Source organism: Kosakonia sp. Marseille-Q7440 (assembly GCF_965119485.1).
Window position 1 is genome coordinate 304,798 of record NZ_CBCPLT010000001.1, and the last position, 15,536, is coordinate 320,333.

Annotated in this window: 14 protein-coding genes; 5 read left to right on the forward strand and 9 right to left on the reverse strand. The window is 57.9% G+C overall.

Annotated elements, in window-relative coordinates; translation table 11 throughout:
• Positions 1–5: 5 nt before the first annotated feature.
• From nrdG to treR, 3 genes are all read right to left on the reverse strand, one after another.
• Positions 6–470, reverse strand: coding sequence for an anaerobic ribonucleoside-triphosphate reductase-activating protein (gene nrdG / locus ACWPW2_RS01380; RefSeq protein WP_454123559.1), 465 nt, complete (start codon positions 468–470; stop codon positions 6–8).
• 121 nt (positions 471–591) lie between these two features.
• Positions 592–2,727, reverse strand: a complete 2,136-nt coding sequence (gene nrdD, locus ACWPW2_RS01385; RefSeq protein WP_139966750.1) for an anaerobic ribonucleoside-triphosphate reductase — start codon at positions 2,725–2,727, stop codon at positions 592–594.
• A 348-nt stretch (positions 2,728–3,075) separates the two neighbouring features.
• Positions 3,076–4,020, reverse strand: a complete 945-nt coding sequence (gene treR / locus ACWPW2_RS01390; RefSeq protein WP_454121357.1) for a trehalose operon repressor TreR — start codon at positions 4,018–4,020, stop codon at positions 3,076–3,078.
• A gap of 382 nt (positions 4,021–4,402) precedes the next feature.
• Between treR and mgtA the strand changes: the two genes are divergently transcribed.
• Together mgtA and ACWPW2_RS01400 are read left to right on the forward strand one after the other, a co-directional pair.
• Complete coding sequence (gene mgtA / locus ACWPW2_RS01395) at positions 4,403–7,111, forward strand: magnesium-translocating P-type ATPase (RefSeq protein WP_454121358.1); 2,709 nt, start codon at positions 4,403–4,405, stop codon at positions 7,109–7,111.
• 314 nt (positions 7,112–7,425) lie between these two features.
• Entirely contained in the window at positions 7,426–9,810 is a 2,385-nt protein-coding gene (locus tag ACWPW2_RS01400) for a beta-N-acetylhexosaminidase (RefSeq protein ID WP_454121359.1), read from the forward strand.
• 569 nt (positions 9,811–10,379) lie between these two features.
• On the opposite strand, the gene ridA is transcribed toward ACWPW2_RS01400, so the two are convergent.
• The 4 genes from ridA to ACWPW2_RS01420 form a co-directional block, all read right to left on the reverse strand.
• On the reverse strand, positions 10,380–10,766 hold the full coding sequence (gene ridA / locus ACWPW2_RS01405; protein ID WP_023480382.1) for a 2-iminobutanoate/2-iminopropanoate deaminase: 387 nt from the start codon (positions 10,764–10,766) through the stop codon (positions 10,380–10,382).
• Between the two features lie 75 nt (positions 10,767–10,841).
• Entirely contained in the window at positions 10,842–11,303 is a 462-nt protein-coding gene (gene pyrI / locus ACWPW2_RS01410) for an aspartate carbamoyltransferase regulatory subunit (protein WP_023480436.1), read from the reverse strand.
• A gap of 13 nt (positions 11,304–11,316) precedes the next feature.
• Positions 11,317–12,252, reverse strand: a complete 936-nt coding sequence (gene pyrB, locus ACWPW2_RS01415) for an aspartate carbamoyltransferase (RefSeq protein WP_023480227.1) — start codon at positions 12,250–12,252, stop codon at positions 11,317–11,319.
• Positions 12,245–12,391, reverse strand: a complete 147-nt coding sequence (locus ACWPW2_RS01420; RefSeq protein WP_223284269.1) for a pyrBI operon leader peptide — start codon at positions 12,389–12,391, stop codon at positions 12,245–12,247. The genes pyrB and ACWPW2_RS01420 overlap by 8 nt, the downstream gene beginning before the upstream one ends.
• Positions 12,392–12,642: 251 nt before the next feature.
• On the opposite strand from ACWPW2_RS01420, the gene ACWPW2_RS01425 reads away from it, so the two are divergent.
• Positions 12,643–13,095, forward strand: coding sequence for a YhcH/YjgK/YiaL family protein (locus ACWPW2_RS01425; protein ID WP_454121360.1), 453 nt, complete (start codon positions 12,643–12,645; stop codon positions 13,093–13,095).
• A 35-nt stretch (positions 13,096–13,130) separates the two neighbouring features.
• Here the strand turns inward: ACWPW2_RS01425 and argF are convergent, their stop codons facing one another.
• Together argF and argL are read right to left on the reverse strand one after the other, a co-directional pair.
• Complete coding sequence (gene argF, locus ACWPW2_RS01430; protein WP_454121361.1) at positions 13,131–14,135, reverse strand: ornithine carbamoyltransferase; 1,005 nt, start codon at positions 14,133–14,135, stop codon at positions 13,131–13,133.
• Positions 14,105–14,200 (reverse strand): putative translational regulatory protein ArgL, encoded by a 96-nt coding sequence (argL, locus tag ACWPW2_RS01435; RefSeq protein WP_225975695.1) that lies wholly within the window; start codon positions 14,198–14,200, stop codon positions 14,105–14,107. The genes argF and argL overlap by 31 nt, the downstream gene beginning before the upstream one ends.
• Positions 14,201–14,298: 98 nt before the next feature.
• Here argL and rraB point away from each other — a divergent pair, with 98 nt between their 5' ends.
• Both rraB and miaE read left to right on the forward strand, forming a co-directional pair.
• On the forward strand, positions 14,299–14,724 hold the full coding sequence (gene rraB, locus ACWPW2_RS01440) for a ribonuclease E inhibitor RraB (protein WP_023480438.1): 426 nt from the start codon (positions 14,299–14,301) through the stop codon (positions 14,722–14,724).
• Between the two features lie 46 nt (positions 14,725–14,770).
• Positions 14,771–15,529, forward strand: coding sequence for a tRNA isopentenyl-2-thiomethyl-A-37 hydroxylase MiaE (gene miaE / locus ACWPW2_RS01445; protein ID WP_042714029.1), 759 nt, complete (start codon positions 14,771–14,773; stop codon positions 15,527–15,529).
• Positions 15,530–15,536: the final 7 nt, after the last annotated feature.

Here is a 15,536-nt window from a genome sequence, read left to right on the forward strand (position 1 = left end):
CCCCATCACCGCAAATGGTGCACCACCTGATTGCTGCTGCCACGCCAGATCAGCATCGGGTCTTTCAGATCCTGCATAAACTTGCCGTCGATCAGCACATTGATCAGATCCACAACCTCCTGCTGCGCGGCGTTCAGCTCATCGATTTTGTAGCCGGTCCACACCCAGATATCTTTGCCGGGGCACTCGGCGCGGATGCGTTTCACTAGCTTTAAAATATCGGGCACGTTTTGCGGATGCAGCGGATCGCCGCCGGAGAGGGAGATCCCCTGGCGCTTGATACGCATGTCGTTGAGATCGGCGATGATCCGATCTTCCATCTCCTGCGTAAACGGTAGGCCGGAGTTCAGCCGCCAGGTGCTTTTGTTGTAGCAGCCTGGGCACTCATGCACGCAGCCGGAGACGAACAGGGTGCAGCGGGTGCCGGGGCCGTTGACGATGTCGACGGGGTAGTATTGGTGATATTTCATTTTCGCTTCCCACTTGCCGCCATAACTGTGTTGCGAAATCGCTTCAGAGTCGCTTTGCAAAAACCGGTATGGCGCAACCGTAGGCCCGATAAGCGTCGCGCCATCGGGCACATCTCCGGGCTTAACCCATTTGCCCATTGCCAAGATGCTTCACGCGGCGTTTTACCTCTTCCTGCTTACCGGCGTTGAACGGGCGCGCGTCCGGGCTGCCGAGATAACCGCACACGCGGCGGGTGACCGACACGCGGGAGGCGTCATGGTTGCCGCATTTCGGGCAGGTAAAGCCTTTGCTGGTGCAGGCAAACTCGCCGGTAAAACCACACTCATAACACTCATCAATCGGCGTATTGGTGCCGTAATAGGGCACATGCCGATAGCTGTAATCCCACACATCCTCCAGCGCGCGCAGGTTGTGCTGAATGTTCGGGTACTCGCCGTAACAGATAAACCCGCCGCTGGCTAACGGCGGATAGGGCGCTTCGAAGTCGATTTTGTCGTATGGGTTCACCTTCTTCTCCACGTCGAGGTGGAAGCTGTTGGTGTAATACCCTTTATCGGTCACGCCATCGACCACGCCAAAATCGGCGGTATCGATGCGGCAGAAGCGGTCGCAGAGGTTTTCGCTCGGCGTGCTGTAGAGGCTGAAACCGTAGCCGGTCTCCTCTTTCCACTGATCCACCGCCTGGCGCAGGCGCTCAACAATCGCCACCCCTTTCGCGCGCAGGGTTTCGCTGTCGTAAATATGTTTATTGCCGGAAAGGGCATTGATGGTCTCATGAATGCCGATATAGCCCAGCGAGATCGACGCGCGGCCATTTTTGAAAATCGGCGCAATATCGTCATCCGCTTGCAGACGCACGCCGCACGCCCCCTCCATATAGAGGATCGGTGCTACACGCGCTTTCACCCCTTCGAGGCGGGCGATGCGGGTCATCAGCGCTTTGCGCGCCAGCGCTAAGCGGCTATCCAGCAGCTTCCAGAAAGCGGCTTCATCCCCTTTCGCTTCCAGCGCGATACGCGGCAGGTTGAGGCTGATAACGCCAAGGTTGTTACGCCCGTCGTGGATCTGCTCACCGTTCTCTTCATACACGCCGAGGAAGCTGCGGCAGCCCATCGGGGTTTTAAACGAGCCGGTCACTTTCACGACCTGGTCATAGTTGAGAATGTCCGGGTACATGCGCTTGCTCGCGCACTCCAGCGCCAGCTGTTTGATGTCGTAATTCGGGTCGCTGAACTTGTGGTTCAGCCCGTCGCGAATGGCGAAAACCAGTTTCGGGAACACCGCGGTTTTGCGGTTTTTACCTAAGCCTGCGATGCGGTTACGCAGAATCGATTGCTGGATCAGGCGCGATTCCCAACTGGTGCCGAGGCCAAAGCCGAAGGTGACAAACGGCGTCTGGCCGTTGGCGGTATGCAGCGTGTTGACTTCATACTCCAGCGACTGAAACGCGTCGTAGCACTCCTTCTCGGTGCGCGAGCGGGCGTAGGCGTCGGCGTCCGCGATCTGCCACTCGTTTGCCACTTTGCGATGCTTTTCAAAACTCTCAGTAACAAACGGTGCCAGCACTTCATCAATGCGGTTGATGGTAGTGCCGCCATAAATATGGCTGGCGACCTGGGCGATAATCTGCGCGGTCACCGCCGTGGCGGTGGAGATCGATTTCGGCGGCTCAATCTCCGCGTTGCCCATCTTAAAGCCGTGAGTCAGCATCCCCTTCAGGTCGATCAACATACAGTTGAACATCGGGAAGAAGGGTGAGTAGTCGAGATCGTGGTAGTGAATCTCGCCGCGCTCATGAGCCTGCACCACATCGCGCGGCAGCAGGTGCTGGCGGGCATAGTGTTTAGCGACAATCCCCGCCAGCAGGTCGCGCTGGGTCGGGATCACTTTACTGTCTTTGTTGGCATTCTCGTTAAGCAGCGCCGAGTTGGTCTGCTCCACCAGGCCGCGGATCTCCTGGTTCAGGCGGCCACGCTTTTCGCGGGCGATATCGCGATCGTGACGGTACTCAATATAGGCGCGCGCCAGCTGCTTATAAGGGCCAGACATCAGCTGATTTTCAACGGCGGTCTGGATTTCACTGATATCGACCTGCGCGCGATCCTGCATCTGGCTACTGATAACTGCTGCGACGGTGGCGCAATAGTCTGCGTCATCGACTCCCGCTGCGGTTGCGGCGCGCCAGATTGCCTCCTGGATCCGCGCCGAGCTGAAAGGCACTTTACAGCCATCTCGTTTCATCACATGCGGTGTCATGATCACTCCCTTCTGCAAAAACAGGTTATCCACACGATAAAGACGCCCCATCGGTTGGTTATTCATTATTAAAACCAATAAGTTCGTCCCGTTCTGGCCCCGATTATCCACAGAATGACCTGCATTCCGGGCGGTAGGTTTGTTCGTATAATAGTCAAGAACTACAACATGTAGGGCCGGCGAGCATTCTAATTTCTATATATAGTGATTTGCATCAAAGATGTTTACGTCTTTTTTGACTCAGGACAAAGTAAAAATCTGACGCTACAGCGGGCGGGGCATTCAGGGGAGATATAAAATTTCACGCTTTTATGATGATTAAAAATGCATCAAAAAAGCGCGCAAAAGTTAAACCAGACGGGCAGGGATGACGTGCTGGCGGGGGGCGTCAACATCGGTCACCTGGGCGATCAGCTGCGCCGCCGCCTGACGACCGGCTTCGGCGTAGCCCGGATCGACGGTGAGGATCTCCGGGTGGAGAAAATTGATAAGGGACGTGTTGCCGACGCTGGCAAGCTGAAGCGCGATGCGCCGCTCCTGCAAATATTTGCTGGCACCGAGGGCGAGGCTGTCGCTGGCGCAGAGCAGCGCCGTGGTTTCGGGCGTCAGCACCTGCGCGACATGATCGTAACCCGGCTGCATACCCAGGCCGGGCAGCACCGCGCGCGGCGTCAGATTGTACTGGCGGCAAAACGCCTCATAAGCCTGGTGGCGACGCTTGCCGGTGGTGACATCGCTGTGCGGGACGCCAATAAAACCGATCTGCCGGTGGCCCTCTGCGTAGAGCTTTGCCATCAGCAGTTCAATGGCACCCTCATCGTCATAGCTGACGGAGGAAAAGCCGCTGACGTCGCGCGCCATCACCACCAGCGAGTCGCGCCAGGCGGCAAGCAGGCAGGGGGTAATGCCGGTAAAACCGAACAGCACCACGCCGTCGATATTACGCTGGCTCAGCATCTGTAAATGCTCCGCCACCAGCTCCGGCTGAAAGCGGCTCTCCATCATGATCGGGTCGTAGCCCTGCTCATAAAAGGCCGGGAGCATGGTTTGCACCGCCAGGTTTTCGGCGCGGGAGTCGAGCCGCGTCACGATAATCGCTACCACTTTGTCACTCTGCCCGCGCATGGCGCGTGCGGAGCGGGAAGGGGAGAAGCCGTGCTGATTCACCACCGCCGCCACCCGTTCGCGCGTCTGCTGGCTGACGCCATTTTCATTGTTCAGCACGCGCGAGACGGTCGATTTTCCCACTCCGCTTAAACGCGCGATGTCATTAATGGTCAGCCGGTTTGGCATGCAGCACTCCTGATACTGGCGATGGGGGTTGGCAGAGTCAGAAAGTGTTGCACTTCAGCGCAAATAACAACAATGAGTAAAGTCTGGTTTATCCCTGCGCTTCCCGAGTTGCGGTCGTATACGTTCGGTTTACGTTTCGGGGTATATGATACCGCTGCGTAATCATTCCCTTTTAACCCTTACCGGAGGCGCTATGGATCCCGATCCCACCCCTCATCCCCGATGGAGAAGACCCTTCCGGTAAGCCCGCCTGTGCTGCCTTACCGGATGCGTAAGGCAGCGACGCCCTATCGTCCCTGCCCGAGTTATTGATACCTGCTGGTGCGGCATTGTCGCGCCCGTAGTTAACGCACCCGCGTGATGCGGGGGCAAGGAGATCGCTATGCTGAAAACATTTACCCGGCAGCTTTTCGCTCGCCTGAATCGCCACTTACCGCGCCGCCTGGTCGCGCGCGATCCGCTTCCCGGCGTGCGTAGCGCCACCCAGGGCGAGATCCCGCCCTCAATGAGTGAACGCTGCCTGCAAACGGCGCTGATGGAGCAGCCGCAGCTGTGGGAAACCTTTCACAGCCACCCGGAGGGGTTAAACGCGCAGGAGGTGCGGCTGGCGCGGGAGATCCACGGAGAAAACCTGATTCCGGCGCAGAAACCGTCGCCGTGGTGGGTGCATCTCTGGCTCTGCTACCGCAACCCGTTCAACCTGCTGCTCACCGTGCTCGGCATCATCTCCTATGCCTCGGAAGATCTCTTTGGCGCAGGAGTGATCGCGCTGATGGTGGCGATCTCCACATTGCTGAACTGGCTACAGGAAGCGCGCTCGACCAAAGCGGCGGATGCGCTAAAAGCGATGGTCACCAACACCGCGACGGTGCGGCGCGTGGTGAGTGATAGCGGCGAGAGCGACTGGTGCGAGCTGCCAATCGATCAGCTGGTGCCGGGCGATATTGTTAAGCTTTCAGCCGGGGATATGATCCCGGCGGATCTGCGCATCGTGCAGGCGCGGGATCTCTTTGTCGCCCAGGCGTCGCTGACCGGGGAATCACTGCCGGTTGAGAAGAGCGCCATCACCCGCCAGGTGGCGCAGAGCAACCCGCTGGAGTGCGACACCCTCTGCTTTATGGGCACTAACGTGGTGAGCGGCACCGCGCAGGCGCTGGTGATTGCTACCGGCGGCCAGACATGGTTTGGGCAACTCGCCAGCCGCGTCGGCGAGCAGGAGAGTGAACCGAACGCCTTCCAGAAGGGGATCGGCCGCGTCAGCCTGCTGCTGATCCGCTTTATGCTGGTGATGACGCCCATCGTGCTGCTGATTAACGGCTTCACCAAAGGCGACTGGTGGGAAGCGGCGCTGTTTGCCCTCTCTGTCGCCGTTGGGCTGACGCCGGAGATGCTGCCGATGATTGTCACCTCGACGCTGGCGCGCGGCGCGGTGAAATTGTCAAAACAGAAAGTGATTGTGAAACACCTCGACGCCATTCAGAACTTTGGCGCGATGGATATTCTCTGCACCGATAAAACCGGCACGCTGACGCAGGACAAAATCGTGCTGGAGAACCACACCGATATCAGCGGCAGAGTGAGCGAGCGCGTGCTGCATTGCGCGTGGCTTAACAGCCATTACCAGACCGGGCTGAAAAACCTGCTCGATACCGCGGTGCTGGAGAGCGTGGAGGCGGAGATGGCGCAGACGCTCGCCACACAGTGGCGCAAAGTGGATGAAATTCCCTTTGATTTCGAGCGCCGCCGCATGTCGGTGGTGGTGGCGCAGGATGCGGATGCGCATCATCTGATTTGCAAAGGCGCGCTCAGCGAGATGCTCAGCGTCTGCGGCCATGTGCGCTACAACGGCGAGATTGTGCCGCTGGATAACAGCATGCTGCGGCGCATTGAGCGCGTCACCAGCACCCTTAACCGCCAGGGATTGCGCGTCGTGGCGGTAGCGACCAAATATCTGCCCGCGCGCAGCGGTGACTATCAGCGGATTGATGAGTCGGATCTGATCCTCGAAGGCTATATCGCATTTCTCGATCCGCCGAAAGAGAGCACCGCCCCGGCGTTAAAGGCGCTGAAAGCCAGCGGCATCACCGTCAAAATCCTTACCGGCGACAGCGAACTGGTCGCTGGCAAAGTGTGCCACGAAGTGGGCTTAGCGGTGGGCGATGTGCTGATTGGCAGCGAAATCGAACGCATGAGCGACAACGAGCTGGCGCACGTGGCGCAGCATGTGACGCTGTTTGCCCGCCTGACGCCGATGCACAAAGAGCGCATTGTGCGCCTGCTGAAACGCGAAGGGCATGTGGTGGGCTTTATGGGCGACGGTATTAACGATGCGCCTGCGCTGCGGGCGGCGGATATTGGTATCTCGGTGGATGGCGCGGTCGATATCGCCCGTGAAGCGGCGGATATCATCCTGCTGGAGAAGAGCCTGATGGTGCTGGAGCAGGGGGTAATCGAAGGGCGTCGCACCTTTGCCAATATGCTCAAGTACATCAAAATTACCGCCAGCTCGAACTTCGGGAACGTCTTTAGCGTGCTGGTGGCCAGCGCGTTTCTGCCCTTCTTGCCGATGCTGCCGCTGCACTTGCTGATTCAGAACCTGATTTACGATGTGTCGCAGGTGGCGATCCCGTTTGATAACGTCGACGAGGAGCAGATCGCTAAACCGCAGCGCTGGAACCCGACGGATCTCGGGCGTTTTATGGTCTTTTTCGGGCCGATAAGCTCCATCTTCGACATTATTACCTTCGCCGTGATGTGGTGGGTATTTAAGGCGAATACGGTAGAGGCGCAAACCCTGTTCCAGTCCGGCTGGTTTGTGGTGGGCGTGCTGTCGCAAACGCTGATTGTGCATATGATCCGCACCCGCCGTGTGCCGTTTATTCAGAGCCGCCCCGCCTGGCCGCTGGTGGCGATGACGCTGATGGGGATCTGCGTTGGTATTGCGTTGCCCTTTTCACCGCTGGCGGGTTACCTGCAATTGCAGGCGCTGCCGCTCGCTTATTTCCCGTGGCTGGTGGCAATTCTGGCGGGGTATATGATCCTGACCCAGTGTGTGAAGGGGATCTTTTACCGCCGTTACGGCTGGCAATAGCGCGGATAAGTGCCGGATGGCGCTGCGCTTATCCGGCCTACGCCGTTTCAGTGGCATGGTTTGTAGGGCTGATAAGGCGCAGTTTTGTAGGCCTGATAAGGCGCAGCCGCCATCAGGCATTTCGCCGGAGGGCGATGTGCGGGCTGTTTGCCGGATGGCGCTGCGCTTATCCGGCACAGGGGCGGTGCTGTTTTACCGGGCATTTCTCTTAAATGAACCGGCGTGTGATCGCCGTCGGGCGGCGCGCTTGACGGTGAAAATGTGTGCATGTTACCTGAGTGTTTTGCTTCGCTTTCCCCGCTTAAGGAACCTGCATGTTACGTTACAGCCTCTTGTCCGCCGGACTGCTGCTCGGCTTCTCTGCTCTTGCCGCACCGGCGGGCGATCTGCCCTTAATGCCCTGGCCTGCCAGCGTGACGCGTCCGGCTGAGCAGGGCGCGCTGGCATTGAATAATCAACTGACCATCCGCGTCAGCGGCGACGATGCCGACGAGATAATCACGCAGCTACGCCAGCGTATTGCACGGCAAACTGGCTGGACGCTGCAGCCGCAGGCGGCAAATCCACCGAATGCCACGATTACGATCGCGATTGCCCACAAGGTGGCACCCATTCCGGCGCTGGATAGCGATGAACGCTATACGCTGACTGTCGACAGCAGTGGCGCAAAAATTGCAGCCAACACCCGCTTTGGCGCGCAGCGCGGTATCGAGACGCTGCTTCAGCTTTTGCAAAATAGCGCCGAACAGACGCAACTCCCTTGGGTAACCATCGAAGATGCGCCGCGCTTCCCGTGGCGCGGGCTGCTGCTCGATTCAGCGCGTCACTTTATTCCCGTTGAAGATATTAAGCGGCAAATTGACGGCATGGCGGCGGCAAAGCTCAACGTGCTGCACTGGCACCTGACCGACGATCAGGGCTGGCGGTTTGCCTCGACGCGCTACCCGAAATTGACGCAGCTTGCCAGCGACGGGCTTTACTACAGTGAAGCGCAAATGCGCGAAGTCGTGCGTTATGCGGCGGCGCGCGGCATCCGCGTGGTGCCGGAGATTGATATGCCGGGCCACGCTTCCGCGATTGCGGTTGCCTACCCGGAGTTGCTGAGCGCGCCGGGGCCCTATGCCATGGAGCGTCACTGGGGCGTATTGAAACCGGTACTCGATCCGACAAACGAGGCGACATACGCCTTTGCGGAGGCGATGGTGAGCGAACTGGCGGCGATCTTCCCGGATGCCTACCTGCATATCGGCGGCGATGAAGTGGACGATACCCAGTGGAAAAACAATCCACAGATCCAGCAATTTATGCGCGATCATCAGCTCAAAGACAGCCACGCGTTACAGGCTTACTTCAACCGCAAGCTGGAAACGATCCTCGAAAAACAACACCGGCAGATGGTCGGCTGGGATGAGATCTTTCACCCGGATCTGCCGAAAAGTATTTTGATTCAATCCTGGCAGGGCCAGGACGCGCTGGGCGAGGTCGCGAAGCAGGGCTACAAAGGCATTCTCTCTACCGGTTTTTATCTCGATCAACCGCAGTACACCGCATACCACTACCGCAATGAGATTGTGCCGCAGGGGTTAAAGGGTGTGGATGTGATTGGCGACAACGAGAGCGCGCAGAGCTGGTCATTTTCGATGCCGCGCCTGAAAGGCAGCCCGGTTGAGGGCAGCTTTACGCTAGTGAAAGGTGACGAGGGATGGCGCGGATTTATTGATTTCAAAGGCAAATCCCGCCGCGCGGTAGAGAATATCAGCTGGCGCAGCGACGATCAGGTGACCTTTACCGTCGACAGCTGGATGGGCGAGACGCGCCCGGTTGTTACCCTCGCAGACGATAAATTGAGCGGCTATTTCCTGCTGGGCAATGTGCGTTACCCCATCAGCGGCGCGCGGCTGGAAACGGTGCCAGAAGGGATCGCGCCGGTGGTGCCGGATGCCGCGCAGCAGGCGAATCTGCTCGGCGGAGAAGCGGCACTGTGGGCGGAAAACGTTGCTGCGCCGGTGCTGGATATCAAGCTGTGGCCGCGCGCTTTTGCGGTGGCGGAGCGTTTGTGGTCGGCGCAGGATGTCAACGACAGCGAGAATATGTATATGCGTTTGCAGGCCGTTGATAGCTGGTCTTCGGTCTCGGTTGGCCTGCAGCAGCATAGCCAGCAACTGACGCAGTTCACCCGGCTGGCGAACAGCGCCGATACCGTGCCGCTGCAAATCCTCGCCCAGGCCCTTGAGCCTGCGCACTATTACACGCGTCAGCATTTGAAGTTTCAGGCGGGGAATTATCATCAGTTTGAGCCGCTTAACCGTCTTGCCGATGCGCTGTTTGCCGAGAGCAGCACGGTGCGGCAGATGAACCAATGGGCAGATCGGCTAATTAGCGACGCGGAAGATAACGCCAGCGCCGGGGCGCTGCGGCATCTGTTTATGCGCTGGCAAAACAATACCAGCGATGCGCTCACACTCTGCGAGGCTAACTACCAGCTGAAAGCGATGAAACCGGTGGTGCAGGAGGTCGACAAACTGGCGGCAATTGGCCTGCGGTTAACCGATCTCGTTGCCCGTCAGGGAACGCTTGATGATAAGGAGATTGCTTCGATTCAGCGTGAACTGGATAGCGCGGCGCAGGTGCAGGATGAAGTGGTTATTGCGGCGGTGTATCCGCTGGAAAAACTGCTGCGCGCGACGGTTAACCGCTAGATAGCGTGCCGCATTGCCTGCGGAAAGCGGCTGTTTGCCGGATGGCGCTTCGCTTATCCGGCCTACGCCGTTTCAGTTACATGGGTTTTCCCAGGCCTGATAAGGCGCAGTTTCGTAGGCCTGATAAGGCGAAGCCGCCATCAGGCATTTCGCCGGTCGGCGATGTGCGGGCTGTTTGCCGGATGGCGCTTCGCTTATCCGGCCTACGCCGTTTCAGTGACATGGTTTCCCCATGCCTGATAAGGCGCAGTTTCCCAGGCCTGATAAGGCGCAGCCGCCATCAGGCATTTCGCCGGTCGGCAATGTGCGGTCTGCTTGCCGGATGGCGCTTTGCTTATCCGGCCTACGCCGTTTCAGCAACATGGTTTCCCCATGCCTGATAAGGCGCAGTTTCGTAGGCCTGATAAGGCGAAGCCGCCATCAGGCATTGCGCCGGTCGGCAATGTGCGGGCTGTTTGCCGGATGGCGCTTTGCTTATCCGGCCTACGCCGTTTCAGCAACATGGGTTTCCCCATGCCTGATAAGGCGAAGCCGCCATCAGGCAAGGGCGCTGATGGCGGCGGGGGGCATTAACGACGAACGGCGATGGCTTCGATTTCGATTTTCACATCTTTCGGCAGACGGGCCACTTCAACACAGGAGCGCGCCGGGAAGGAGGCGTTATGCTCGGTGAAAAAGGCTTCGTAGGTGGCGTTAACGGTGGCGAAATCGTTGAGATCTTTGACGAAAACGGTGGTTTTCACGATGTCGCCCACGGTCAAACCTGCCGCTTCAACGATCGCTTTCACGTTCTCCAGCGACTGGCGCGCCTGGGCATCGATCGCATCCGGCACGCTGCCGGTTTTCGGATCAACCGGGATCTGACCGGAAGTCAGGATCATATTGCCCAGATCGACGGCCTGCACATAAGGACCAATCGCGGCTGGCGCGTTTTCCGTGGCGATAACTTTAGTCATAAATCACTCCTGTAATCTGCGGTAAAAAGGATGCCGATCCATTATAGGGAGGGCATCCGGCTTTACCAGCCGCAATTAGTTGGCCAGCACCACGTGGTGCGAGAACTCTTTTTCACAATATTTGCACTTCAGCGCGATGTCGTTTTCGCGCTTTTTCACCGCAAAACTCGACGATACCGGCTCGGCGTGGCTGATGCAGTTGCTGTTCGGGCAGGTCAGCACGCCGCTGATGCGCTCCGGCAGGCTTGGGCGCGATTTGCCCACCACTTCATACTCATCAATGCGGTTCACCGTCGCCTGCGGCGCGTAGAGCGCCAGCTGATTCACCTGCTCGTCGGTCAGAAAGGTATTCTCGATTTTAATCAGATCCTTACGCCCCATTTCGCCGGAAGGCAGGTTCAGGCCGATGGTGATGCGCTGATCCGTTTCCGTCAGCTTGAACAGCGTCAGCAGCTTAAAGCCGATACGCGCCGGAATATGGTCAATCACGGTGCCACGTTTGATGGCTTCGACCTGAAGTTTGTTGTCATGCGTCATTGTCGTTTCCCTCTTACAGAGCCAAATCGCGATTCAGAACCAGCGCCAGCAGCGCCTGGCGGGCGTAAATACCGTTCCCGGCCTGCTGGAAGTACCAGGCGTGCGGGGTTTTATCGACATCTGTGGTGATCTCATCGACGCGCGGCAGCGGGTGCAGCACTTTCATATTGCTGCGTGCGCCCTCAAGGTCGGCGGCGCGCAGCACAAACTGCGCTTTGACGTTGGCATACTCCGACGGATCGAGGCGCTCTTTCTGCACGCGCGTCATATAGAGAATATCGACCTCGGCCATCACCTCGTCGATGCTGGCGTGCAGGCTCCAGGCGATCCCTTTTTCGTCAAGCATATCGAGGATGTACTGCGGCATTGCCAGCGCGTCCGGGGCGATAAAGTAGAAGCGGTTGCCGTTAAATTTCGCCAGCGCCTGCGCCAGCGAGTGCACGGTACGGCCATATTTCAGATCGCCTACCATCGCGATATTGAGATTCTCCAGCCGACCCTGAGTCTCCTGGATGGTGAAGAGATCCAGCAGCGTCTGCGTCGGATGCTGATTCGCACCGTCGCCGGCGTTGAGGATCGGAATGCCGCCGGAGAACTCCGTCGCCAGGCGCGCCGCGCCCTCCTGCGGGTGGCGCATCACAATCGCATCGACATAGGTGCTAATTACCGAAATGGTGTCCGCCAGCGTTTCGCCCTTCTTGCCGAGCGAGGTGTTGCTGCTGTCGGAGAAGCCGACCACGCTTGCGCCTAAGCGGTGCATCGCGGTTTCAAAGGATAGACGCGTGCGGGTGGAGGCTTCAAAGAAGCAGCTGGCGATCACTTTATGCTTCAGCAGCTCCGGCTGCGGGTTAGCCTTCAGGCTCGCCGCCGTGTGGAGTACCAGTTCAAGTTCTTCGCGGCTGAGATCGTTTATGGAAATGATATGTTTCTGATATAGCGGATTAGCCATGGTTATCTCCTGACGACGGCGCAAAAAAAAGCCCCTCAAAAGAGGGGCTGGATATGGGGTAAGCCACGGGAGCGAAAAACGGCAGGCCAGCGCCTGTATTCAGACGCGGTAAGAGAGACTCTCGAACACACTGGACCATGCTTCCTCCCGGCAAATTGTCCCGGATTATACGCAGCTGTTTTCGCGGATCAAGGGTTTGATGCACACTTTACGCAGTGCAAACGGTTCTCTATGAATAGTAATGCGTTTTTCACGCCGCTTACGCGCCCGCGGCTCGCTAAGAATGAAACATGCGTTAACGCAAAACTCGGGCAGATTGGGGTAGCAGGCGCGGGGGAATCCTCGTATAAATGGTGCAAATGAAACGCTGTTTTAATTGAGGGTTTAGCAATGATCGTTGGCAATATTCACAACCTACAACCCTGGCTGCCGGAAGAGCTGCGCCAGGCGATTGAGCATATCAAGCAGCATGTGACCGCAGCGACGCCTGTTGGCAAACACGATATCGATGGCAACCGCCTCTTTTACCTCGTATCGGAAGATATGACGCAGCCCTTTGCCGAGCGCCGCGCCGAGTACCACGCGCGCTATCTGGATATCCAGATTGTTTTAAAAGGCGAAGAGGGGATGACCTTCAGCACGCAGCCTGCGGGCGCGCCGGATACCGACTGGCTGGCGGACAAAGATATCGCCTTTTTGCCGCAGGGCGAGCAGGAGAAAACCGTGGTGCTGAGCGCCGGGGATTTTGTCGTCTTCTACCCGGGCGAAGTGCATAAACCGCTCTGCGCGGTCAACGTGCCCGCGCAAGTACGCAAAGTGGTGGTTAAGCTGCTGGTGGCCTGATTGTTCCCCCTCTCTGCGAGGAGAGGGGAAACGCCTTACTCGCTGAGCGTGGCGACCATCACCGCTTTGATGGTGTGCATGCGGTTTTCCGCCTGATCAAACACCACGCTTGCCCGCGATTCAAACACTTCATCCGTCACTTCCATCCCGCCGTGCAGGCCGAACTCCTGCGCCATCTGCTTGCCAAGCGCGGTCTGATCGTCATGAAACGCCGGCAGGCAGTGGAGAAACTTCACCTGCGGGTTGCCGGTCAGCGACAACATTTTGCTGTTGACCTGGTAAGGACGCAGCAGGGCGATGCGCTCCGCCCACTTCTCTTTCGCTTCGCCCATCGATACCCAGACATCGGTGTAGATAAAGTCCGCATCTTTCACGCCGACGGCGACATCTTCGGTGAGCAGAATATTGCCGCCGTTTTTCACCGCCTGCGCCTGGCACTCCGCCACCAGGCTCGACTCCGGCCAGCAGGCTTTCGGTGCCACAAGGCGTAGATCGAGGCCCATCAGCGCGGCGGCTTCCAGCATTGAGTTGCCCATGTTGTTACGCGCATCGCCTGCATAAACCAGCGTCATCTGGTTAAAGGCTTTGCCCGGCAGGTGCTCGCGCATGGTGAGCAGATCCGCCAGCAGCTGCGTGGGGTGAAACTCATCGGTTAAGCCGTTCCACACCGGCACGCCCGCGAAGCGGGCCAGGGTTTCAACAATCTCCTGGCCGTAGCCGCGATACTGAATGCCGTCATACATCCGGCCCAGCACGCGCGCGGTATCTTTAATTGACTCTTTATGCCCGATTTGACTACCGCTTGGGCCGAGGTAGGTGACGCGAGCGCCCTGATCGTAAGCGGCAACTTCGAAAGAGCATCGTGTGCGGGTAGAGTCTTTTTCGAAGATGAGCGCGATATTTTTGCCGGTAAGCTTCTGGACTTCCTGGCCTTTTTTCTTATCAGATTTGAGTTGCGCGGCAAGTTGCAGCAGAGCGTGGATTTCAGCAGGGGTAAAATCGAGCAGTTTCAGAAAATGTTTCTGGTAAAAAGGTGACATTTTTTCCTCGCATGGCGAACGCCACTTATTGAATTAAAATTCAATCTATATGGATGAATATTCATTTGCAACCCTGAGGGATAAATCTTTTCGGCGAAGAGTGGAGGCAATGGCGGCGGTGTGTGACAATAAGAGTATCTGCCACTTTGATGAGGAACGACCCATGGCAAACCCGGAACACCTGGAAGAGCAGCGCGAAGAGACGCGTTTGATTATTGAAGAGTTGCTGGAAGATGGCAGCGATCCTGATGCGCTTTACACCATTGAGCATCACCTGTCGGCAGATGATTTCGAAACGCTGGAAAAAGCGGCCGTTGAAGCCTTCAAACTCGGCTACGAAGTGACCGAGCCGGAAGAGCTGGAGCTGGAAGAGGGCGAAGTGGTCATTTGCTGCGACGTGCTGAGCGAAAGCGCGCTGAATGCCGATCTGATCGACGCGCAGGTTGAGCAACTGATCAACCTGGCAGAGAAATTCGACGTTGAGTACGACGGTTGGGGCACGTACTACGAAGACCCGAACGGCGAAGAGGGCGACGACGAAGACGACGAAGATTACGTTGACGAAGAAGATGACGGTGTCCGTCACTAAGTGAACGTTGCGGCAGCGCCCCGCTGCCGCAAAGCAAGGAAATGCCATGGATTACCCGCAACTACTCGCCCCGGTTCGCGCTTTTCTGCACTGCCCAACCCCCACCGCCTGGATAGAGAAAGCCCGTCAGCCCGAGATGCTGCCGCTGCTGCTCACCGACCATCTGGTCTGCGAACTGAAGGCCGCACAAACCGCCATGCTGCTGGTGCGCCGCTACGTTGCCGATAAAACCGGCTCAGAAGCGCTGCTCGCCTGGCTGAAACCTTATGAAGAGTTTGCCTTCCGCGAAGGCCCGGAACCGGACTTTGTCGCCCTGCATAAGCAGATCGGCAAAAGCGTGATGCCGCAGACCGATGATGCCTGGGGCCAGGCGCTGATCGACAGCATGGTGCTGCTGATTAAAGAGGAGCTGCACCACTTCTGGCAAGTGCGCGAAGCGATGCTCGCCCGCAACATTCCCTATGTGAAAATTACCGCCAGCCGCTATGCCAAAGGGATGCTGAAAGAAGTTCGCACTCATGAACCGCTGACTCTGGTCGATAAATTAATTTGCGGTGCCTATATCGAAGCGCGCTCCTGCGAACGCTTCGCCGCACTTGCGCCGTGTCTTGACGCGGATTTGCAAAAATTTTACCTGTCGCTCCTGCGATCCGAAGCGCGCCACTATCAGGATTACCTCGCGCTGGCGCAGCAGATTTCGGCCACCGATATTGCGCCGCGCGTGCGCCATTTCGGCGAAGTGGAAGCGGCGCTGATTAGCTCACCGGATACGGAGTTCCGTTTTCACAGCGGCGTACCGGCCTGATTTGAGA